19 protein-coding genes are annotated in these 22,505 nt (G+C 60.7%); 9 read left to right on the top strand and 10 right to left on the bottom strand.

Translation table 11 applies throughout. From position 1 onward, the window contains the following. Positions 1 to 60 precede the first annotated feature (60 nt). The 8 genes from SINAR_RS0110255 to SINAR_RS1000000134675 form a co-directional block, all read right to left on the bottom strand. Complete coding sequence (locus SINAR_RS0110255) at positions 61 to 1,500, bottom strand: NADH-quinone oxidoreductase subunit N (protein WP_027999018.1); 1,440 nt, start codon at positions 1,498 to 1,500, stop codon at positions 61 to 63. After that, positions 1,497 to 2,972 carry an NADH-quinone oxidoreductase subunit M gene (locus SINAR_RS0110250; RefSeq protein WP_027999017.1) on the bottom strand — a complete coding sequence of 492 codons (1,476 nt, stop codon included), beginning with the start codon at positions 2,970 to 2,972 and terminating at the stop codon, positions 1,497 to 1,499. Before SINAR_RS0110250 ends, SINAR_RS0110255 begins: the two co-directional genes overlap by 4 nt. Positions 2,973 to 2,977: 5 nt before the next feature. After that, the gene (locus SINAR_RS0110245) at positions 2,978 to 4,735 is read right to left on the bottom strand and encodes a Na(+)/H(+) antiporter subunit D (RefSeq protein ID WP_027999016.1); all 1,758 of its coding nucleotides are present in this window, start codon (positions 4,733 to 4,735) and stop codon (positions 2,978 to 2,980) included. Further along, positions 4,728 to 4,982 (bottom strand): hypothetical protein, encoded by a 255-nt coding sequence (locus SINAR_RS0110240; protein ID WP_027999015.1) that lies wholly within the window; start codon positions 4,980 to 4,982, stop codon positions 4,728 to 4,730. The genes SINAR_RS0110245 and SINAR_RS0110240 overlap by 8 nt, the downstream gene beginning before the upstream one ends. Continuing rightward, the gene (locus tag SINAR_RS0110235; RefSeq protein WP_027999014.1) at positions 4,979 to 6,442 is read right to left on the bottom strand and encodes a monovalent cation/H+ antiporter subunit D family protein; all 1,464 of its coding nucleotides are present in this window, start codon (positions 6,440 to 6,442) and stop codon (positions 4,979 to 4,981) included. The genes SINAR_RS0110240 and SINAR_RS0110235 overlap by 4 nt, the downstream gene beginning before the upstream one ends. 4 nt (positions 6,443 to 6,446) lie before the next feature. Next, the gene (gene nuoK / locus SINAR_RS0110230) at positions 6,447 to 6,749 is read right to left on the bottom strand and encodes an NADH-quinone oxidoreductase subunit NuoK (protein ID WP_027999013.1); all 303 of its coding nucleotides are present in this window, start codon (positions 6,747 to 6,749) and stop codon (positions 6,447 to 6,449) included. Beyond that, positions 6,749 to 7,249, bottom strand: coding sequence for an NADH-quinone oxidoreductase subunit J family protein (locus tag SINAR_RS0110225; RefSeq protein ID WP_027999012.1), 501 nt, complete (start codon positions 7,247 to 7,249; stop codon positions 6,749 to 6,751). The genes nuoK and SINAR_RS0110225 overlap by 1 nt, the downstream gene beginning before the upstream one ends. A gap of 524 nt (positions 7,250 to 7,773) precedes the next feature. Beyond that, positions 7,774 to 8,304, bottom strand: a complete 531-nt coding sequence (locus SINAR_RS1000000134675; RefSeq protein ID WP_150824062.1) for a hypothetical protein — start codon at positions 8,302 to 8,304, stop codon at positions 7,774 to 7,776. 298 nt (positions 8,305 to 8,602) lie between these two features. Between SINAR_RS1000000134675 and SINAR_RS0110210 the strand changes: the two genes are divergently transcribed. After that, on the top strand, positions 8,603 to 9,043 hold the full coding sequence (locus SINAR_RS0110210) for a transposase (RefSeq protein ID WP_027999011.1): 441 nt from the start codon (positions 8,603 to 8,605) through the stop codon (positions 9,041 to 9,043). Positions 9,044 to 9,355: 312 nt separating this feature from the next. On the opposite strand, the gene SINAR_RS0110205 is transcribed toward SINAR_RS0110210, so the two are convergent. Further along, entirely contained in the window at positions 9,356 to 9,622 is a 267-nt protein-coding gene (locus SINAR_RS0110205; protein ID WP_050577465.1) for a hypothetical protein, read from the bottom strand. A 364-nt stretch (positions 9,623 to 9,986) separates the two neighbouring features. On the opposite strand from SINAR_RS0110205, the gene SINAR_RS0110200 reads away from it, so the two are divergent. The 5 genes from SINAR_RS0110200 to SINAR_RS0110175 all read left to right on the top strand — a co-directional run bounded on the left by SINAR_RS0110200 (position 9,987) and on the right by SINAR_RS0110175 (position 15,989). After that, on the top strand, positions 9,987 to 10,709 hold the full coding sequence (locus SINAR_RS0110200; RefSeq protein ID WP_027999009.1) for a response regulator: 723 nt from the start codon (positions 9,987 to 9,989) through the stop codon (positions 10,707 to 10,709). Continuing rightward, positions 10,709 to 12,145, top strand: coding sequence for a sensor histidine kinase (locus SINAR_RS0110195; protein ID WP_027999008.1), 1,437 nt, complete (start codon positions 10,709 to 10,711; stop codon positions 12,143 to 12,145). The genes SINAR_RS0110200 and SINAR_RS0110195 overlap by 1 nt, the downstream gene beginning before the upstream one ends. 421 nt (positions 12,146 to 12,566) lie before the next feature. Further along, positions 12,567 to 13,247, top strand: a complete 681-nt coding sequence (locus SINAR_RS1000000135200) for a c-type cytochrome (protein WP_084617262.1) — start codon at positions 12,567 to 12,569, stop codon at positions 13,245 to 13,247. Between the two features lie 87 nt (positions 13,248 to 13,334). Beyond that, positions 13,335 to 13,805, top strand: coding sequence for a (2Fe-2S)-binding protein (locus tag SINAR_RS0110180; protein ID WP_027999006.1), 471 nt, complete (start codon positions 13,335 to 13,337; stop codon positions 13,803 to 13,805). Positions 13,806 to 13,814: 9 nt separating this feature from the next. Next, positions 13,815 to 15,989, top strand: a complete 2,175-nt coding sequence (locus tag SINAR_RS0110175) for a xanthine dehydrogenase family protein molybdopterin-binding subunit (protein ID WP_027999005.1) — start codon at positions 13,815 to 13,817, stop codon at positions 15,987 to 15,989. 164 nt (positions 15,990 to 16,153) lie between these two features. Here the strand turns inward: SINAR_RS0110175 and SINAR_RS0110170 are convergent, their stop codons facing one another. Then, positions 16,154 to 17,629: an amidohydrolase family protein gene (locus SINAR_RS0110170; RefSeq protein ID WP_027999004.1), complete on the bottom strand. Its 1,476-nt coding sequence runs from the start codon at positions 17,627 to 17,629 to the stop codon at positions 16,154 to 16,156. A 180-nt stretch (positions 17,630 to 17,809) separates the two neighbouring features. On the opposite strand from SINAR_RS0110170, the gene SINAR_RS0110165 reads away from it, so the two are divergent. From SINAR_RS0110165 to SINAR_RS0110155, 3 genes are all read left to right on the top strand, one after another. After that, positions 17,810 to 19,390: an ABC transporter substrate-binding protein gene (locus SINAR_RS0110165; protein ID WP_027999003.1), complete on the top strand. Its 1,581-nt coding sequence runs from the start codon at positions 17,810 to 17,812 to the stop codon at positions 19,388 to 19,390. Between the two features lie 507 nt (positions 19,391 to 19,897). Further along, a complete protein-coding gene (locus SINAR_RS0110160; RefSeq protein WP_027999002.1) occupies positions 19,898 to 21,460 on the top strand; it encodes an ABC transporter substrate-binding protein in 1,563 nt (520 codons plus the stop codon). Positions 21,461 to 21,522: 62 nt separating this feature from the next. Continuing rightward, positions 21,523 to 22,491 carry an ABC transporter permease gene (locus SINAR_RS0110155; protein ID WP_027999001.1) on the top strand — a complete coding sequence of 323 codons (969 nt, stop codon included), beginning with the start codon at positions 21,523 to 21,525 and terminating at the stop codon, positions 22,489 to 22,491. Positions 22,492 to 22,505 lie beyond the last annotated feature (14 nt).

The raw sequence follows: 22,505 nt of genomic DNA, 5'->3' as shown, positions 1-22,505 counted from the left end.
TCAAATCGGACCGCGCCTGCAGCAATCTCGCGCCGGCAATACAGCAGCGAAGTATCCGCCCTACCCCGCAAATGCCGACTGCTGAGCAAGCCTCAGGAACCACGTCGGAAACAGGCCGATGCCGATGGTGCCCGCCGCGGTGATGGCCAGAGTGGCGCGCACAAGCGGCGTCAGCGCCGGCTCGAATGCCCTCCCCGGCTCACGCATGTAGATCACCATGACGATGCGGATATAGAAATAGGCGGCGACCACGCTGAGCAACACGGCGATCACCGCCAGCACGACGAAGCCTCGCTCGATAAGGGCGACCAGCACGTAGAACTTGGCGAAGAACCCGGCGGTCGGCGGGATCCCCGCGAGTGAGAAGAGGTAAAGCAGCATCAGAAGTGCCAACCCGGGGTGGAATTTGGCGAAGCCTGCGTAGTCTTCGATGACCTCGCCGGAGAAGTCCGCGGTTCGCATCATGATGACGGCGCCGAAGATGCCAAGAGTCATGAAAGTATAAATCAGAAGGTAGAGCATCACGCTGGCGATCCCGTCCTGCCCTCCGGCTACCACACCGAAAATGGCGAAGCCGGCATGGGCGATGCTGGAATAGGCAAGCAGGCGCTTGAAGTTGTCCTGCACGAGGGCCACGAAGCTGCCGACCGCCAGCGTAGCGACGGCGATTGCGGCCACGATGATCCAGGCCCCCGAAGCTTCCACCAGCGGGTTAAGGAACACCCGGAGGATCACCGCGAAGCCGGCCGCTTTTGGCGCAACCGACATGAACGCCGTGATCGTCGTCGGCGCCCCCTCGTAGACATCCGGCAACCACATGTGGAACGGCACGGCGCCGACCTTGAAAACGAGTCCCGCAACGATGAAGACCACCGCCAGCAGCAAGCCTGCATCGAGCGGATCGCCGCCCACCGCCTCGGCCAGATGGTCCAGTTGGGTCGTGCCGGTAAGCCCATAGACGAGCGAGACGCCGTAAAGGAAAATCCCCGTCGAGGCAGCGCCGAGGATCACATATTTCAGCGCCGCCTCGTTCGACCGCCGCTCCTTGCGCAGGAAGCCCGTCAGCACGTAGGTGCAGAGCACCATCAGTTCGAGCCCCACATAGATCGACAGGAGGTCGATCGCGGAGGCCATGATCATCATTCCAAGAAGGGAAAAGAGCAGCAGGACATAATATTCGCTTCTGCCGATCCCCTCAATCTCGGCGTATTTTCGCGACAGGAAGAAGGTCAGGACGGTCGCCAGATAAAACACCAACTTGAAAAAGACGGCGAAGCGGTCGGAAATGAACATGCCCGCATAGGCTGGCTGCGTCCCGCCTGCCAGCATGAGCGTGGCCACCGCGGCAAGGAGCACGACCGCGACTGAGGCCCACAGGAGCAGTTCGTCCCGCCCCTTGCGCACAAGCTCTCCAACAATCAGGAGGATGCAGGCACCAGTGGCCACGATGATCTCGGGGACGCTCGCCAGGACCCATTGGAGAAGCGCGGCAGCACTCATTGGCCGCTCCCTTCACCATGTACCTGCACCAGCAGATTTCTGACGGAGGCATCGATGATCTCTAGGAACGGGCGCGGATAGAGCCCGACCCAGAGCACGAACAGGGCAAGCGGCAGGATTGCGGCCATCTCGCGCGCGTTCACATCGTAAATGTCGTACCTGTCGCCTGCATTCGCCGGACCAAGCGCGACTTTCCCGTACATGCCCAGCAGATAGGCAGCACTCAGCAACGCACCCACTACGGCTGCGGCGCCCGCAGCGAGGTTTGCCGCAAACCCGCCCGACAGCACCAGAAGTTCGCCCACGAAAGCGTTCGTCCCCGGCAACGCCATCGAAGACAGGGTGAAGAGCGCAAGAAAGGATGTATAAACCGGCGCCGCCTTCATCAACCCGCCGTAATTCGCGATGCTGCGGGTATGCGTGCGCTCGTAGATGAGGCCGACGAACAGGAACAATGCGCCCGTCGTTATCCCGTGATTGAACATCTGCAGGATGCTGCCCTCGAGCCCGCGCAGATTCAGCGCAAATATACCGAGCGTCACGAAGCCCATATGGCTGATGCTGGAATAGGCCACCAGCTTTTTCAGGTCGTCCTGCGCCAGCGCCAGCAAGCCGCCATAGACGATCGCAAAAGCCGAAAGCACGAGCATAAGCGTGGAATAATAGAGCGATGCTTCCGGCAGAATCGGCAGCGAGAAGCGCAGGAATCCGTAAGTGCCCATCTTCAGGAGCACGCCGGCGAGAATGATGCTCCCGGCCGTCGGCGCCTGCACATGGGCGTCCGGCAGCCAGGTATGAACCGGCACCATCGGTACCTTGACGGCGAAGGCGATGAGAAAGGCGAAGAACAGCCAGGACTGTATTGCGAACGGCAGATCCTGCGCCGTCAGCGCAAGGATGTCGAAGGTCCTGCCTCCCTGGAAATAGAGGACGATGACGCCGATGAGGAAGAGAATGCTGCCGGCGAGCGTGTAGAGGAAGAACTTGAAGGCCGCATAGACCCTGCCCTCACCGCCCCAGATGCCGATGAACAGGTACATCGGGATCAGCATCGCCTCCCAGCAGACATAGAACAGGAAGAGATCCAGCGCCAGGAACACTCCGAGCATCAGCGTCTGCATAACGAGCAGGCTGATCATGAACTCCTTCACCTTGCGGTCGATCGCCACCCACGAGGCGAGCACCGAAGTCGAACCGAGCAGCGCCGTCAGGAACACGAACAATGCGCTGATGCCGTCGACGCCGAGCGCATAGGTGATCCCGAGCGCCGGCACCCAGGGGTGCCTCTCGGTGAACTGCATCTCATGTGTCGTGGTGTCGAAGCCGGCCAGCATCGCGATCGACAAAGCAAGGTCGATGAGGGTGACACCGAGCGCCGTCCAGCGCACCGCATCGTCGCTGCGCTGGAACATCAGGAGGGCCGCGCCGGCGGCCGGCACGAAGAGGATCAGACTCAAGAGCGGGACTGACATCGGCCCTACCTCCACACCACCGCGAAGAGGAGGATCGCCGCGAACAGGCCCGCGATCATCGCCAGCGCGTAATGGGTGACGACTCCGGTCTGCAGCCGCCGCAGCACGCCGCCGCCATCGAGGATGGAGCGGGCGACGCCATTTACCAGGCCATCGACACCTTGGAGATCGAGTTGCAGGCCGCGACGCGCCGAGCGATGCAGGAAGGGCAGCGCCGCAGTCTCGGAAAAGTCGCTGACCGCCTTCTCGTAGCGGGCGAGCGGCCTTTCGGCGATCCACATGAAGGCGCGGGCTCCCTTGCGGTAGAACCAGTCAGTGTCGAGGCTGATCGTGTTCTCCGGATCGAGCGCCCGAAGGAAGATCACAAAGCCCAAAGCCGTGAACATGAGTATCCCGAGGCTTTCGGTCACATGGACCCCGGTATAGGGCTCGAACTCGACCGGATAGGGCAGAAGCGCGTAGAGCGGGCCGGGGAACACACCGATAGCGATGCAAAGCGCCGCCGCCATGCCCATCGCGACCAGCATGTTGCCGGGCGGCTCCCGCGCCTGTAACCCGCGGTCGGTGCCGAAGAACATGTAATAGGGGAGCTTAAGCCCGGTGTGCAGGAACGTGCCCGACGACGCCATCGTCAACGCCAGCATTACCAGCGCGCGGTGGTCCTGCCCTGCTGCGGCCACGACCATCGATTTGCTCACGAAACCGGAGAAGAACGGAAATGCCGAGATCGCAAACGCGCCGATCATATAGAGCGCCACCGTCAGCGGCATCGCCCTGTAAAGGCCCCCGAGCTCCGTGAGCTTGCGCCGGCCGGTGACGTAAATCACTGCCCCGGCGCCCATGAACAGAAGCCCCTTATAGAGGATATGAGCGAAGGCATGGCTGGTGGCGCCGTTTATCGCCAGCTCGGTGCCGATACCGATGCCCGCCACCATGTAACCCACCTGGCTTACGATATGGTAGGCAAGCAGGCGACGGCAGTCGTTCTCCAGCACCGCATATATCACGCCATAGAGTGCCATGACGGTGCCGAGCCAGACCAGAAGCTCGGTGCCGGGAAAGGCCCGCGCCAGCACGTAGACGGCGGCCTTGGTGGTGAAGGCGCTCATAAACACCGCGCCGGTGACGGTTGCCTCCGGATAGGCGTCGGTGAGCCAGGCATTCAGCGGCGGTACCGCCGCGTTGAGCAGGAAACCGGCAAGGATCAGGTAGGAGCCCATGTTCATGGCGCCACCGACCGGTCCGAAGAGCAGAGAGCCGGTCGCGGCCGCATGCAGCAGGATGCCGCCGAGCAGGACAACGCCGCCGGCGATGTGGACCATGAGATACCGGAAAGCGGCGCGGATCGCCTCGCCCCCTCGGGCGAAGACCAGATAGGCAGAGGCGAATGCCATCGCCTCCCAGAACAGATACAGCGTCAGATAGTCGCCGGCGAACACCACGCCGAGAGCGCTACCCACATAGACGAAGGCCGCCATATGCTGGCCGGCGTCGCGCAGATGCAGCGAATATACCGTGCCGATCAGCGCCATCATGGTGAAGACGGTAGCGAAGACGATGCTGAGCTTGTCGACCTTTGCAATCAGAATTTCCCGGCCGATGAATTGCGTCTCGCCATAACTGCCGGGCTCAACCGCCATGACTGCGGCGGCCGCCAGCACCGGAACCAGCACGAGATAGGCTTTACGCACCGGTCCCGTGAAGAACGGGATCGGCAGAGCGCCAAGAATGAAGATCACGGCCGGATGGACGAAGTCAGTCATAATAGTCCTCGCGCCGCATCAGCCCGGCGCGATGGCCGAGAAACTTGGAAACGAAGATCAGCAGCACGCAGGAGAAGAAGCCGTAAGCAGCCGACCAGCCTGGCAGCCGCTCCCATAGATATTCGGCATGCTCGCGCGGGACCACGAAATCGGCGAGGACGATCAGAACGAGCACCAGATAGAACAGCCACCGGCGCGGCCTCGCATGTTCCGCATCGCCAAAGAAATCGACGACAGACTTGATCATGGGATCACTCCGTCCGCGAGGGTGAGGAAATAATAAGGGAAGATCCCCATCAGAACCGAAAGGATCGCGGTCGCGACCAGCGGGATCGTCACGAGCGGGATTTCGCGGACCGACGCCCGGCTCTCCTTGGTCTCCGCCTCGAAAAAGGCGGCGTAGCTAACCGGCAGGAAGTAAGCGGCGTTCAGCACCGAGCTTGCGAGCAGCACCGCCAGGAAAACCATCTGCCCCGCCTCGATCGAGCCCTCGGCCAGGTACCACTTGCTGACGAAGCCCGCCGTCGGCGGGATTCCGATCATACTGAGCGAGGCGACGAAGAATGCCCCCATGGTCCAAGGCAGGCGGCGGCCGATGCCGGCCATGTCGCTGATGTTGCGCTTTCCGGACGCACAATAGATCGACCCGGCGCAGAAAAAGAGCGTGATCTTGGAAAATGCGTGCGCCGCAATGTGGATGATGCCGCCGACCATCGCCAGCGGCGACAGGAGGACCGCGCCCAACACGATGTAGGAGAGCTGGCTCACCGTCGAATAGGCAAGCCTCGCCTTCAGGTCGTCCCGAGTCAGCGCATAGATGGACGCCATAAGAATGGTGAACGAGACCAGATAGGCCGTGGCAATGCCGAGGCCCAACTCTCCGACCAGGCCAGCGCCGAAGACATGGAAGATCACCCGCAGCACGCAGAACACACCCATCTTGACGACGGCGACTGCATGCAAGAGCGCACTCACCGGGGTCGGCGCCACCATGGCGGCGGGCAGCCAGGCGTGCATCGGCATCACCGCCGCCTTGGCGAAGCCGAAGAGATAGCAGAAATACACGACTGTCAGCAGCGCCGCCGAGGCATTGGCGCCCGCGAGCAGTCCGCCCGCCACGAAGTCGAGAGACCCGGCGATGTGATAGGTCAGGGCCAAGGCGGCGAGAAGGACGCTCTTCGAGGCACCCATCAGATAAACTATGTACTTGCGGCTGCCCCGCCATCCTTCTTCGTCCTCGTGATGATAGACGAGCGGATAGGTGACGAGGCTCAGCGCCTCGTAGAAGATCACCAGCGTGAACAGATTGGCCGCGAAGGCACCGCCTACCGCTGCCGCGAGGCTGGTCGCGAAGCATGCAAAAAAGCGGGTCTGGGCGTGCTCGCGCAAATGCCGCATATAGCCGATGGAATAGACCGCAGCGACGATCCACAGAAGCGACGAGACGGTCGCGAAGACCATGCCGAGCGCATCGGCCCGGAAAGCGAGGTCGATCCCCGGCAGGATCTCGAAGAGGCGCAATTCCATCGTTCCACCGGCGAGCACGGTCGGCGCCATGGAGGCGACGGTCAAAAACATCGCGACCGCGGCGATCGGCGAGACGGCGTCGCGGAGCTTCTCGCGCTTGTTCAGCAGGAGAATGGCAAGTGCCGCCAGACCTGCGATGGCGACGGCAAGCAGCGGCCGGGTCGATATCACCGGGTCCAAGCCGCTATCCTTTCATCGTCGTCACGTCGTCGACCCTGAGAGTAGACTTGTTCCTCACCAGGGCGACCAATATGCCGAGGGCGACGGCAACCTCCGCCGCAGTGATTGCGATGACGAAGATCGCGAAGATCTGGCCGCGGAAATCGTCGTAGTGCTGCCCGAAGGCGATGAAATTGATATTGACCGAGTTGAGCAGAAGCTCCAGCGACATCAGCACGATCAGAATATTGCGTCTGAGCAGCACGCCCGCCGCGCCGATTACGAAGAGCGCCACGCCGAGCAGGATCGACCACCAGAGCGGGACCATCACCCAGGCTCCTTTCGCGCAAGGACGATCGCTCCGACGAGGGCAGCCAAAAGGATGACGGAGGCGACTTCGAACGGCAGGAGATAATCGGAGAAGAGCGTGGTGCCGAGCTCTCTGACCTTATCGCCGCCGCGGCTGGCGACGGGCGGCGTCCCGGCAAATCGATCGCTCCAGAGCACGAGCACGATCATCTCGACGCCGAGGAGAATGAGGAGCGCAAGGGCCGGCAGGTTGCCGCCGGGCATGAAGCGCTGCAACACCGCTTCGCGCACGTCGATCATCATGATCACGAACAGGAACAGGACCATGATCGCGCCGACGTAGACGAAGATCTGGATCACCGCGAGCAGCGGCGCACCGAGCATGACGAAAATCGCGGAAACCTGAAGGAAGCACGCCATCAGCGCCAATGCGCTGTGAACCGGGTTGCGCGCCAGGACCAGCATCAGGGCTGTGACCACGGACCCCGTAGCGAACAGAAGAAAGAACCCCTGACCCATCGACGCCGACCTTTCGCCCACGGACTCTCGGCGCAAGACGGCCGGAGTCGAGATAGCGCCGCACTCACAAATTGTGCCCTAGTATCGGATCTTTCACAAGATCGCTTTGCGGGTCCAAGCCAGGAGGTGGTGGAGTCGGCCCTCCCCTCCCTTTGGGAGGCCACCATGGGGGTGAAATGCGGTTCCCGCAGGCCGAAGTCTAAACTGACCCATCGTTAAGCAGTTGAACCGGCCTGCGTCCGAAACGATGGATGGAAAAGCCGTCAACCCGTTTTCCGGAGTGCTCCAGACACGAAAAGCCTGCCGCGGGAGGAGGTGCGGCAGGCTTTCCGAAAAGAGCCGATCAGCGACTGGGAGGAGGAGTGCCGCTGTTCGTTCAGGCGCCCCTGGGAGGAGGAATGGGCCGCCTGAATTACGAAGCTCTGCGGGAGGAGGTGCATCGCTTCGATGAAGACAAATATACAGCGATAACGATCAGTTCCTAAGCATTTTGTTGCATTGCAGCAATGCATGACGTGCAACGCTCAAAGGCTGCGGCCGGTGGCGGGTGCAAAACGCTCAAGCATTCTCCTGAGCTGAGTGTTTTCGGTACGAAGCCTTTCTGCCAAACGCTTCTTGAGACTTCTGTTCTCTGCCTCGAGGAGGTCCAGCTCATCAAGCTCGATTGTGGCCGGCACGCCCGCCGCTACGCTTCTCCGGCGAGTTTTTCGGGCCATTTCTGCGGACCGCCTTGTGGTTCGGCGTACATCATCAACGCCTTCAACAGCGCGCGCTTCGAGTCCCGGTCCCTGCCGCGTCCCGGCGTGACCATCCGGCATCGGCAGCATGGGGGATGACGCGGTGCTGGCACTGTCGGGGCCAAGGCCAGCATTGTCACTGCCATGGTCCGTCATGTTCATCGGAGGCTCACTGGTGAAGGCTGGATGCGATTGATCCTCGAGCTCACGTGCCAGAGCCTTTAAGTCAGCATCTCCCCAGATGGATTTCGCCGTCGGCTTTGCCCGTCGACGGTTTGATTTATACTCAACCAGGTAATTCCTTTGCGGTCTTTTCATGGAGCGCTTCAACAACCTCGTGAACTTTGAAAAGCAAAGCCGCTACGTGTGCCGCGGCGGCAAGCCTCAGCTCAGGCGACCGCGGCTCTCTAACCTTCCCCGCGACCTCTTTCAACTCCCCGCCGGCCTGATGCCCGGCCGAGCTTCCACTTAATGGACTTCGCTGTGACATCCGCGGGTCGGAGTTTGCTGCTGAACCAAGGGATTCAATCATCGATCAAGAATTGCTTTAGCACTCAAGTTGACTCTTTTTGATACTCGTCAATAACTTGGAAGAGGCTATTCAGGAGAACGACAGATGGCTGAGGAACATGACGTCCAATTGGACACGACAAGTGCAGAAACGGAACCCAAGAAGGCAAAGCCAAGGGCTGCGGCACGCCAGAAGAAGAAGACGACGACGGCATCAGCCAGGGCAGTCCCAAACACTTCCAATGCAGGCGCACAGGCACCCAAGGCTAGGAAATACACCGAAGCTGAGCGGGCGGAAAAGCTCAGCCTGATCAAGGGTCTGCTTTCCGCCGGCAAAAGCACGCTCAAAGACGCGTTGAAGCAGGTGGGCATTACCGAACAGACCTACTATAATTGGAGGAAAGCCGCAGAACCTGTTTCTCAAGCTGACGACCTTAAGGATCTCGTTGAGCTCGAGAAGGAAAACAAGAGGCTTCGGAAGTTGCTGGCCGATCGGTTGCGTGCAGAAAACGCCGAGTTGCGCAAGCGACTGGGAATGGATAGATGAGGGTCCACCCGGATTTCGGAGCGGACCCGTTGGCAACCGGACAACGCTCGCCAGGGATCGATCTATGGATCCGGACAATTGCCTGTGATGCAGCCTTGGCACTCATCAATGGTGCAGTGGAGTAGTCCGGCCCTCGCGAACATGGCCGGACGTCGGCCTGGGAGGCTGCCTCTCGTCCGGCGGGTTGAAGCAATCTGTTCGAGGGCGAGTTCCCAGTCACATGCTCGCCGCATCTGTGTTTGACAGCCGTGGATTGGCTCTCAGAGCCTCGGGGCAGAAACGCAGGCGCCGAAGCGCCCGCGAGCACTCGTGTCACCGGCGGCTCACTCCCGGGTAGTATTCGCCCTCACCACCTTTCGCAATCGCGGGCGGTTCACTGTGAACCGGAAAGCCATAGGCGGCAGCATTCGGCCGGAGGCCGCCGGTCCTGCTCTCGTCGATGTTCTGCTCCAAAGAAGGTGCGCGACGCTTGGCGTTGACGTCTGCGCCGCTGTAGTAATCGCCGCCGGCGAGCGCGGGTCCTGTGCTGATAAGGATCGCGAGAGAGGCGCAGATCATTCTGATGTAGTGTCTGGTCATTATGGGATCTCCTTTTGTCTCCCGCCGCGCCCGATCCGGTGAGTTGGCGCATTGGAGTGGACGCCCCTGCTGATGAAGCGCCGCGCGACGGGAGAGGGAGAATTACGGGAGACTTGTCGCAGGCCTATGCGAATCCCTGGGCAGTTTCGTGTCAAAGTGTATCGGCGGCAATGGAACGTTGCTGATGCAAACCGGACTGCGAACATGGTTTCACCATGTTGCAGTGCGTTGATCGAAGCCATCACCTGCTGCCGTTTCAGGCCGGACTTTCGCGCTGATACGCTTTGTTACACTTTTTCGAGTGCGGTTTCTGACCGGCGGCGCTATGTGTTCTTAAGAAAAAACCTCCCGTTCGGACGCCAGTATGCAGGCTACTCCTCACATAGCTGTTGTGGACGATCACCGCGATATTCGCGATCTCGTTGGGAAGTATCTCACGCAACAGGGGTACCGTGTTTCCGTCGCGGAGAGCGGCGAAGCACTTCGGCGTCTCATAGAAAAGAGCGCGCCTGATCTTGTGGTACTCGATATTATGATGCCAGGCGAGGACGGTCTTACCGTCTGTCGACAGTTGCGCGCGACGACGGACCTGCCGGTGATCTTCTTAACGGCCATGGCCGATGGAACGGATCGCATCGTCGGGCTGGAACTCGGCGCCGACGATTATTTAACGAAGCCATTCAATCCGCGCGAACTTCTGGCGAGGATCAGGGCGGTTTTGAGGCGCGTCAACAGTCTCCCGCCGCAGCGCGGCGGCCGCATCAAGGCCAAGACCGTGCGTTTCGACGTCTGGGAGCTCGACACCGGGCGTCGCGAGTTGCTTGGACGCGACGGCGTCAGCGTCGCACTGAGCACGGCTGAATTCCGCCTGCTCAAGGCATTTCTCGATCACCCCGGTCTGGTGCTCAGCCGCGACCAACTGCTGGACCTGACCGCCGGACGGGCGGCCGAATGCTTCGACCGCAGCATCGACAATCAGGTCAGCCGCCTGCGCAAGAAAATCGAAGCCGATCCGAAGAACCCGTCCTTGATCAAGACGCATTGGGGGGGAGGATACAGCTTCGTGGCAGAGATAGAAGGTCACTGATGAGATGGTGGAGGAAGAGCCTTGCGGCTCAATTCATCTGTTTTCTGCTGATGGCGCTCCTTATTTCCCAGGTGATCGGCCTTCTGATTTCGTGGGACGAGCGCGACAAAGCCCTGCGCGCCGCAGCGAAGAGTGAGTTCTTCAGCCGCACTGCCTCGCTTGCAATATTGCTGGAGTCCATTCCTGCAAGTTTCCATGCCGATGTCCTGCGCGCAAGCGGCACGACCTACACGCGCTTCTGGATGTCAGCGGAAGACCCGATCGACGCCCTTGCCTGGCGACAGCAGGCGATCGCGCAGTTGGAAGAACCATTGCCCAATCTGCTTCCTGCATATCATAAGCCGGAAGTCGTTTCCGCCATTTCGAAGAATGCGACATCCGGTCCCAAATTCCATCTGTTCGAGAGGGCAATCGCCTCCGAAAGCTGGGTGCGACTTTCCTCGGATGTGTGGTCCATTCCCCGCTTCGCGAAGTTCCTGCCGCTCGGCGCGTCCAACGGAATGGGACTGGCGGTCCAGCTCAGCGATGGGCACTGGCTGAACTCCGTTTATTACAAAAACATGCCCAGCGCCCACTGGAACACCCAGTCGCTCGTTTCTCTCGGCATTACTGCGGCGACGCTGGCCTTGATCGGTGTCCTGGTCGCCAGGCGTATCGCCAGACCCATGCGCCGTTTAGCAGGCGCAGCAGAAGCGCTTGGCCGCGGCCAGTCCATCGAACCGCTGCCCGAAACCGGACCGGACGATATTCGCAGGACTGCCGAGGCGTTTAACAGGATGCAGTCCCGCCTCACCCGGTTCGTCGAGGATCGAACGCGAATGCTCGCCGCAATCAGCCACGACCTTCGCACGCCGCTCACATCACTGCGTCTCAGGGCGGAGTTCGTCACTGATACTGACGTCCAACAGCGCATGATGGCGACGATCGACGAAATTCAGACGATGACCGAGGCGGCGCTTGCCTTTGCACGCGAGGAAGCGGTCACCGAAACGACCAGGGCGGTCGATCTGACAGCCTTGATCGAAAGCCTCTGTGACGACCTTGCCGACCTCGGAGAAGACGTAACCTTCGTCGACAGTCCCAAGATTCCCTATTCGTGCCGGCCAGATGCCTTGCGCCGTGCCGTCCGAAATCTGATTGAAAACGCAGTGAGGTATGGCGGCGAGGCCCGTGTGCAGGTCGCGGAGACGCAATCCTCTATACAGATCCTGGTCGAGGACAAGGGACCGGGAATCGCCGAGGGGGATCTCGAGCGCGTATTCGAGCCATTCTTCCGCCTTGAGACCTCCCGCAACCGGGAAACGGGTGGTGCCGGACTGGGACTATCTATCGCGCGGGCCACCGCGCGCCATCACGGCGGCGATATCACGCTTTTGCGACTCGACCGCGGCCTGCGCGCAATCATAACGCTACCGAAGCCAGACCAGGGCGCTTGATCGATCTGCTGCATGTTTCCTTTGATCGTAATCGGTTGAAGGGCAGAACATGCAGCAGATCAAAGTGCTACAGCGACCTTTGCGCGTCTGATAAGACGCGCGGCACTGCAGCAGGTCCGAGGGAGGCTTACGCGCTATCGGCCGCGCAGGCCCCTCATCCAAGGGCGCCCCCGGGAAGTGCTAACCCAACGCCGGCGGCCGAGGCTGCGCACAAAAACATCCCGACCAGAAAACGTGCGACCGGGCTTGAAAGGGCTTCCCGGCGCTCGCGCAGGTAGGCGGGCTCACGCTCGGTGAATCGTGTTTTCATCGGTTGCATCCTGTTTTTCGTCCAAGGCAAGTTGATCCCGCGCCACCGCATCTCGGCGATCTCCGGCCAGGCCAGCCCTCTTTAGGCTTCATTTGTCGCAGCAATATCCCCATGCACCGGCCTGTTTGTAACGACCTGTGTCGGCAGGGCCCTCCAGCTTGCTTGAAACATCCGCTTCGTGGACCGCCAGGGAGTTCCCGGCGGGTTTGCGATCCGCCCTCATACGCGAATGCTGACGGTGGCCTGTGTCACGGTGCGGGGTGGCGCGAGATATTTGGTTACAACTCGGCAGTTCGGCCGGCAAATCTCTGCGACAAACTGCGACTACCCTTGGCTATCCCGATCCGCGGAGGATGGCACTGCGCCTCCCCGCAACTGCAGGAGAAACAAGGTTTGCCGATCAAGCACCTCCATTTAGTCCCAGGCCTCATTTTCGCAACCGTTCTCTGGCCTGGCGTGAGCCCGGCACAGGAACTGACAACTGCCGAGGGAGAAAGACTTTTCCGCAGCCGCTGCGCCTCGTGCCATAGCCTGAACACGGGCGAAAACAGGGTGGGACCGCATCTTTTCGGGCTCATTGGACGCGCTGCAGGAAGTGTCGAGGGCGCCCGCTACTCGAAGGCGCTGAGCGCATCGGGGCTCGTCTGGAACGAGGAGTGGCTGCAGGCCTATCTAAGCAATCCCCGCCAGGCTGTGCCTGGAACGACGATGACCGTTGGCATACGCGACGGGGCACAGCGCTCGGCGATCATATCCTATCTGCGGGGCCAGTCGAGCAATGCGACCCAGTAGCGCCAATACTCCGGCTGGCTTCGGCGCGAATGCTGGCGTCAGCCGCCCCTGTTTTCCACTGGCTCCAACCGATAAGGAACACATGCCATGGCTCGATTGACGATAAACGGCGAGACGCGGGACATCGATGTCGATCCCGAAACACCGCTGCTGTGGGTCCTGCGCGAACAGGCCGGCCTCACCGGCACAAAGTACGGGTGCGGGGTAGCGCAATGCGGCGCCTGCACCGTCCATATTGATGGGGTTGCGACGCGCTCCTGCGCCTTGCCGGTAAGCGCGATAGAAGCAAACCAACAGATCGTCACGATCGAGGGACTGTCCGACGACGGATCCCATCCGGTGCAGCAAGCGTGGCTGGCCCTCGACGTCCCGCAATGCGGATATTGTCAGGCGGGCATGATTATGGCCGCGGCATCATTGCTCAACAGCACGCCGCAACCGACGGACGACGATATCGGCGCCGAGATCACCAACATCTGTCGTTGCGGCACCTACAATCGGGTCCGCGCGGCCGTCAAGCTCGCTGCCGAAACGATGAGCGAAGCTCAGAAGGGATGAGGATTGGTCATGACAGTTGCTACCTTTTCGCGCCGGAATTTCCTCATTGGCACGGTCGCGGCGGCCGGAGGCTTCTCGCTTGGTTTTCAAGTGCCCTTTCCTGTGGAGGCCCAGGAACAGCCTGCAGTCCTGCCTGAAGTGAATGCCTGGGTGGTGATCCGCCCAGACGATACCGTCGTCATCCGCATCGCTCGCTCCGAAATGGGCCAGGGAACACTTACCGGTCTCGCGCAGCTTGTAGCCGAAGAGCTCGAGTGCGATTGGTCGAAGGTGACTACGGAATACCCGACACCCGGAGACAGCTTACGGCGAAGCCGAATCTGGGGCAGTTTCTCGACCGGCGGCAGCCGCGGCATCCGGGAGTCGCACGAATATGTGCGCCAGGGCGGAGCGGTCGCGCGTGAGATGCTCGTCGCCGCTGCGGCGTCCCTTTGGAACGTGCCTACGACGGAGTGCTCGGCGTCGAACAGCGTCATCCGTCATGCTCCTTCAGGGCGAAGTGTCACATTCGGCGCCGTCGCTTCGCTCGCCGCCCAAATGCCGACGCCGACCCATGTCACGCTAAAAGATCCGAAGGACTGGAAGATCGCCGGCAAGCCCCTGCCGCGGCTCGACACGCGCGACAAGCTCACGGGCAAGCAGATATATGGCACCGATCTGAGATTGCCGGGCATGCTGAACGCGTCGATCAGGGCTTGCCCGGTGTTCGGCGGCACGGTCGCAAGCTTCGATGCCGGGTCCGTGTCGCGGATGCCGGGCGTTCGGAAGGTCGTTCAGGTCGATGAAACATCCGTCGCCGTGGTCGCCGACACGTGGTGGCAGGCGCAATGCGCCGTCCTTGCCTTGCCGATCGTCTGGAACGAAGGGCCAAACAACGCCGTAACGACCAGGTCCATCGCCGCGATGCTCGAGGAAGGCTTGGAGGCCGAGCAAGCGGTCCCCGGCACGGCCATCGGCGACGCGCGGGCCGCTCTCGCGAACGACGATGCGAAAGTCATATCCGCAACCTATTCCTTCCCCTATCAGCATCATGCCACCATGGAGCCGATGAACGCCACGGCGCTTTATACGCGCGACAAATGCGAAGTATGGGTGCCGACACAAAATGGCGAGCAGAGCCTCAGCATCGTTTCCGAGGCTTCCGGACTGCCTATCGAACAGTGCGAGGTTCACAAGCTTCATCTGGGCGGCGGCTTTGGGAGGCGCGGCTGGCACCAGGAATATGTGAGGCAGGCGGTTGCACTCGCCAGGGAGTTTCCCGGTTCTCCGGTCAAGCTCATCTGGTCGCGTGAAGAGGACATGCTCCACGGCGCCTACCATCCGGTAACTCAGTGTCGAATGAGGGCGGCGCTTGATCCGGACGGCAATGTGACTGCGCTTCACATGCGCATCAGCGGTCAATCAATCCTGTGGCCGCTCCGCGCCGAGGTGCGTGAGAGCGGCCGAGATCCAGCCGTCTTCCAGGGATTGAGCGATGGCGGCACAGAGGGCGCTTTCGGCTACACCATCCCGAACCTGCTGATCGACCACGCCATGCGCAATCCTCCCGTCCCTCCCGGCTTCTGGCGTGGGGTCAATCTCAATCAGAACGCCCTTTACGTCGAATGCTTCATAGATGAGCTCGCGCACGAAGCTGGAATCGACCCGCTCGATTTCAGGCGGAAGCTGCTCGTCAATCATCCCAAGCATCTGGCGGTCCTCGAGGCTGTCGCCGAAAAAGTCGGCTGGGAAAAACCTGCGGGAAACGGGGTCCATCGCGGCCTCGCTCAGATCATGGGCTTCGGCAGCTACGTAGCGGCGGCAGCCGAAGTCTCGGTCACCGACGGGCAACTGGAAATCCATCGCATTGTCGCGGCGACGGATCCGGGCCATGTCGTCAATCCCGCTCAGGCGGAGCGTCAGGTCGAGGGGTCCTTCGTCTACGGTCTATCTGCCTGTCTGTATGGAGAGTGCACAATCAATGGCGGACGCGTCGAGCAGGAGAATTTCGATACCTACGAAGTGATGAGAATGGACCAGATGCCAGCGGTCGAAACGATTCTTATGCCCTCAGGCGACTTTTGGGGCGGGGTGGGCGAGCCAACGATCGCGGTTGCAGGACCGGCAGTCCTGAACGCGATCTTCGCCGCCACAGGCAAGCGCATCCGCCAACTGCCGCTGAAGAACAATAGCCTAGGCGTTTGATGAGCTGCCGGTTGCGGCTCTGGGACGCCAGAGCCGCAACCGGAACAAAATGGGCAACAGCAAGCTTCGGCTGCAGATCCGGCCGAAGCTGCTGCGCCCAACCGGTCAGATCGGGCTGATCCTCCTGCCGCCCGGGTCCACTCAATGTTTTTGCTTTTACGCGTTCAGCAATCCGGGACGAGCGGTAGCGGAATGGGCCTCTGAAACGTGCGATGTAACTGCCTCCAACCGGGATCGTGCATGTGGGCGTGCAAACCGGCCCGCTCGACAAGCGCCCTTGCTTCGGCTTCCCCGAAAGCCAGCGCCTCATACATGTCGGCGGTCAGTACCTTGCCCTCCTCCATGATGATCCTGCCGTCGACGATCACCGTCTCGACGTCGCTGCCGAGAACCTGATGGATCAGCCGGTGAACCGGCATCCAGTTGGGCGTCAGATGCGGCTTGCGCATGTCGATGATGACGATATCCGCCTTCTTGCCCGCCTCGAGCGAACCGATCTCGTGATCCATGCCGATGGCACGGGCCGCATCGATGGTGATCATCTCGAAGACCTTGCCCGGCGGCAGGATGTAGCGGTCATGATTGTGCAGGATGTGCTGGGTGGCTTGCGCCATGCGCGCGATCTGGAGCATATCGAAATGACGGCTGGGAGCCGCGCCGTCCGAAGTGATCGCGACCGGCACGCCCCGTGCCATCATCTGCATGATCGGCGTGGAGCGTCCGGGTGGCGCGTGGGTGACATGGGTGCCGGTTTCGGCCAGAATGTCGATCTCTTCATGGGAAATTCCCCAGCAATGCTGCAAGTGCACATCGGGGCCCAGCAATGCGTTTTCCTTGTCCTGCCAGGCCATGCGTATCTGTCCGGCGAAGGCATCGGAATGAATGCGCACGCCCCATTTGCGCGCGATTTCGCGGATGCGCCGCGCCTGCATGCGGTCGTTTTCCGTCAGATTGACGGCAAAATCCGGCGTCGAGGCGTTCGACGGTTCGACCGAAGGCACGATGGTGAATGGCGTCAGAAAGACCTTGATGCGCCCGCCAGCCGTTCCGTTGAGGCTTTCGATGACGGCTTCGGCGCCCTCGATCATCTCCTCGAAGGAAACGCTGCGCCGTTCCGGCTTGCCGCTTTCCCACCGCGTAACCGGTTGCGGCCAGGGCAGGCCCGCGGGGCCGACGCAGACGATCTCGCGAAGGCCCAGTTCCGAATAGGCGCGGGCGTGATTGACCGCAAAGACCGGATCGTCGCTGCGCGGCATCGACGTAATGATGCTGGCCGAGGTGGTCACGCCCGCACGGAGTCTCTCCAGGCCGGAGACGAGGCCATCCGCATACCAGTAATCGCGAGTGACATAGTGATAGTAGGTCGGCGTCACGATGCGCATCCAGAGCGAATTGGTGTCGGCGCCAATGCTGCGGATCAAGGCGTGGCCGGCATGTCCATGAGCGTCGATCAGCCCGGGAATGATCATCTTGCCGCGGCAGTCGATCACTTTCTTTCCGGGATGGCGAGTAGCCAGCGCCTGCGAGGTGCCGATATCGGCAATTCTGTCGTTCTCGATCGCCAGCGCTCCATCGTCCATTATCCGACGCGTCTGGTCGACGGTGACGATCGTCCCGTGAAGCAGCAGGAGCCCATCCATTTATCTTCCCCTTCCTATTTCCGATTGGCGTAGTTTGAGCGCAGGCTGCGCAACCTCGATTAGACTGTCGATGTTTTGAAGCATAATTGCCAACAATATCGTTGACAATGATAGAACGGGTTCTGATACTGCCCGAAAATTCAGACCAAAGAACCTATCGTCATTCATGAGGGGAAGAGCATGTCGCGTTTGAACAGGTTTCTCATCTCGGCGCTGACCGCAGCGGCTATTGCCGCGCCGGCGGTGGCCACTTCGGCAAATGCCGCCACGCTGCGGTGGGGCAGCCGGGCAGATATCTATTCGCTCGATCCGGATTCCGTTCCCTCGACATCCAATCTGGCGTTCCTGAACCACGTCTATGAAGGCCTGATCCGCTATGGCCCGAACTTCGAGATCGAGCCGGCGCTGGCCACCGAGTGGAAGCTGATCGACGGCAAATACTGGCGTTTCACGCTGCGCAAGGGCGTGAAGTTCCACGACGGCGCAGAGTTCACTGCCGACGACGTGGTCGCCTCGATGAACCGCGTCTCGGACCCGACGTCGCCGCTGCGCGGCAACATTCCGCTCTATGTCGGCGTCAAGAAGGTCGATGATTTCACCGTCGATATCGAGGTTTCGGCACCGTCGGCGCTGTTCCTGAACGATATGACCAATATCTTCATGTTCAGCGCGAAATGGCTGAAGGACAACAACGCCGAAAAGCCGACCGATATCGCCTCCAACACGGAGAACTACGCCACGCACAACACGAACGGCACCGGCCCGTTCAAGCTTGAAAGCCGGGTTCCGGACAGCAAGACGGTTCTCATCGTCAACGATCAATGGTGGGATCAGAAGAAGCACAATCTGGACCGGATTGAATATATTCCGATCTCGTCGGCGGCGACGCGTGTCGCAGCGCTTCTTTCCAACGAAATCGATCTGCTCGATTCCGCACCCATTCAGGACCTTCCGCGTCTGGAATCCTCGCCGGGCATAAAGGTGAGCAAGCGCACGGAGCTGCGCACCGTGTTTATCGGCTTCAACGGCAAGGAGAAGCTTGAAGACGGGCGCCCGAACCCGTTTCTGGACGTTCGCGTGCGTCAGGCTGTGGAAGCCAGTATCGACCGCGATCTCATCAACAAGAAGATCATGCGTGGTCTGGCGCGGCCTTCCGGCTCGCTCATCGCACCGGAAATTTCCGGCTACGCGAAGTCGCTCGACACCTATCAGCCCGCCGATTCCAAGCTTGCCCAGAAGTTGCTCGAAGAGGCCGGCCAGACCGATCTCGCCTTCACCTATCTGTGCATGAACGACGAGAGCATCAACGAGGAAGACATCTGCTCGGGCATTGCGAACATGCTGAAGCGTGCCGGCTTCCAGCCCACTATCGACATGGGCCCCCGTGCCGTGCAGCAGCCGAAGCGCACCAACGGCAAGGCCGACATGTTCAATCTGAGCTGGGCCAACGAACCGACGCTCGATGCCTATTCGCTGCTCTCTCAGGTTCTCTCCACGCGCAGCGGTTCAACGGGCGTTTCCAACTATGGCGGCTGGTCCTACCCCGAACTCGATGATCTCGTGAAGAAAGCGGCACAGGAATCCGATACCGCCAAGCGTCTTGCGCTGGAGGAACAGGCGCTGAAAATCGCCAAGGACAAGGCGATCCTGATACCGCTTCACCAGCAGCCGATCGCCTGGGGCATGCTGGACAAGGTCAAGAGCGTGGATTTCCGTGCCGACAACAAGCCGCGCCACTGGCACACGCAAATGGCCGAATAAGCCCTGACCTTCACTACAGCGCCGCGCGTCTGTCAGACACGCGGCGCTGTAGCACTTTGATCTGCTGCATGTTTTTGCCCTTCCCACCGATTACGATTGAAGGAACCATGCAGTAGCCGGCAATGAGAGCGTTTCACCCGGTGGGACGCTCTCTTGCTATTCAGCCGGATGGAACCCCTTCAAACCGCGGGAAAATCTTCTCGCCGCGCTATCCAATTTCGAAGCCGAGTAGCGCCTGCCTTTTATCCGGCAATTTTTTGTCGACAGATAGGCAGGAGCAGATTGACAAATATTGTCTACAATCACGTTGACAACTTTTTTCCGATCGCCATACTATCCGCACATGACCTGGGAGGCAGGCCATGATGCAGGGGATAATCTTCCCCACCCGGTGCGCGCCCACCCGGCGCAAGCATTTGAGAATACCGCACCGGCGACGGATGCGGCGATGCATGACAACAGACCTCCGAAAAGGAGGCGAAAATTTCCAGAAGAGGAGCAAACCGCATGTTGAAGAAACTGGGCCTCGCGGCCACAATGCTGGTGGGCATGACCTTGTCCGGCCATGCCGAAACGCTGAAATGGGGCGCGGCGCGCGATATCTACTCGCTTGATCCCTACTCCTACGGCGACAGCTATACGCTATCCTTTCTCAATCATGTCTATGAAGGCTTGGTGCGCTACGACGCCAACCTGAAGATCGAACCCGCCCTTGCCGAATCCTGGGAAAATGTTTCCGAGACGGTCTGGCGCTTTCACTTGCGCAAGGGCGTGAAATTCCACGATGGTGCGGAATTCGATGCCGACGACGTGCTCGCATCCCTGAAGCGCGTCAGCGATCCGGTTTCGCCGCTGCGCGGCAACCTGCCGGCCTACAAGTCCTCCAAGAAGGTGGACAACCATACGGTCGATATCGAGCTGAGCGGACCTTATCCGCTGCTTCTCAACGACCTCACCAACATCCATGTCTTCGACGCTGGCTGGCTGAAGACCAACAATTCGGAAAAGCCCACCGACGTCGGCGCCAAGATCGAAGGTTACGCCACCTATCACACCAATGGCACCGGCCCCTTCAAGCTGGAAAGCCGGGTGCCGGATTCCAAGACGATCCTCGTGAAAAACCCGGACTGGTGGGACAAGACCTCCGGGTCCAACATCGACCGTATCGAATTCACGCCGATCACCTCGGCGGCAACGCGCGTGGCCGCGCTCCTTTCCGGCGAAGTCAATTTCACCGAGAACGCGCCGTCGCAGGATCTGCCGCGGCTGCTGGCGCAGCCTGATCTGAAGGTCATGGAACGCACCGATCTGCGCACCGTCATGATCGGCTTCAACCGCAAGCCGAAACTCGCCGACGGTTCGGAGAACAAGTTCAACGATCTGCGCGTGCGCCAGGCGTTTGCCCATGCGCTCGACCGGGATCTGATCCAGAAGCGCGTCATGCGCGGCAAGTCGCGCACGGCGGGCGCGGTGGTGGCGCCGGAAATTCCCGGTTACGCGCCCGAACTGGACACCACGCTGGCTTACGATCCGGCCCTGTCGAAAAAGCTTCTGGCCGAGGCAGGCGCTTCCGACTATCCGTTCACGCTGGTCTGCACGACCGACGCCTATGTGAACGAGGAGGAACTGTGCCAGGGGCTGGTGAACATGCTGAGCCGCGCAGGGTTCAAGCCGCAGCTCGACATTGCGCCCACCGCCGCGCAGGCGCCGAAGCGTACGGGCGGTAAGGCCGACGTCTATCTGATCGGCTGGGCGACGGAACCGATGCTCGACAGCTATTCGATCCTTCTTCAGATGATCGAGACCAAGACGGCCAATGCCGGCGTCTTCAACTGGGGTGGCTGGAGCTATCCGGACATCGACAAGCTGATCGTTCAGGCATCGACCGAAATGGACCGCACCAAGCGTCTGGCGCTGCAGACCGAGGCGCTGCAAATGGTGAAGGACGAGATCGTGATGCTGCCGCTGCACCAGCAGCCCATGGCCTGGGTCATGTCGAACAAAATCGATAAGATCGTGCAGTTGCCGGACAACAAGCCTCGTCACTGGCTGACGCACTTTGCCGAATAGTTCAATCATGGCGCTCCGGGGGAGGAGGATCCCTCGGAGCGCCCTGTGACCGAGGAATTCCTATGCTGGTTTTTATCATAAAGCGCCTGGCAAACGCCGTCATGGTGATGTTGGCCGTCGCTTTGCTGGCCTTTCTGATTTTCCGGTTGGCAGGTGACCCCGTCGAGATGATGGCCAACGAGCAGATGACGCAGAGCGATCGCGATAATCTGCGCGAACGCCTTGGTCTCAACGATGGCCTCATGACGCAATATTCCCGGTTCGTGGTCAATGCTGCGCAGGGCAATTTCGGCATTTCCTACCGCAACGGCCAGGATGTGCTGACCCTGATCGCCGAACGTTTTCCGGCGACGCTGGAGCTGGTAATGGTCGCCACCCTGATCTCGCTGCTGCTCGGGCTTCCCCTCGGCGTTCTGACGGCGATCAAGCGCGGCAAATGGTATACGGAGGGCCTGCAGTTCCTCTCCATTGTCGGCGTTTCGCTGCCGAGCTTCGTCGTCGGTATCCTGCTGATCCTCGTCTTCTCCGTTACGTTCGGCTGGCTCCCGGCCTTCGGGCGCGGCGATGTCGTGCAGCTCGGCTGGTGGTCGACGGGCCTCCTGACGCCGTCGGGCCGCGCGGCGATCCTGCTGCCCGCCGTCGCGCTTTCGCTTTATCAGGTAACGCTGGTCATGCGTCTGGTGCGCGCTGAGATGCTGGAGGTGCTGCGATCGGATTACGTGAAGTTTGCCCGCGCGCGCGGCATTCCGCGATGGCGCATCTATTTCCGCCACGCGCTGCGCAACTGTCTGATGCCGGTCGTGACCATGACCGCCATGAATGTCGGTTCGCTGATTGCCTTCGCGCTCATCACCGAAACCGTGTTCCAGTGGCCGGGCATGGGCATGCTGTTCATACAGGCGGTCACCTTCCTCGATATTCCTGTCATGGCGGCTTACCTCTGCATCATTTCTTTCATCTTCGTCGTGCTCAACACGCTGGTGGACATTGCCTATGCGGTAATCGATCCCCGCTTGCGTACAGCCCGTTGAACCGACTGTGGGGC

The organism is Sinorhizobium arboris LMG 14919 (genome assembly GCF_000427465.1).
Lineage (GTDB): Bacteria > Pseudomonadota > Alphaproteobacteria > Rhizobiales > Rhizobiaceae > Sinorhizobium > Sinorhizobium arboris.
This window is presented reverse-complemented; position numbering and strand designations above follow the sequence as displayed.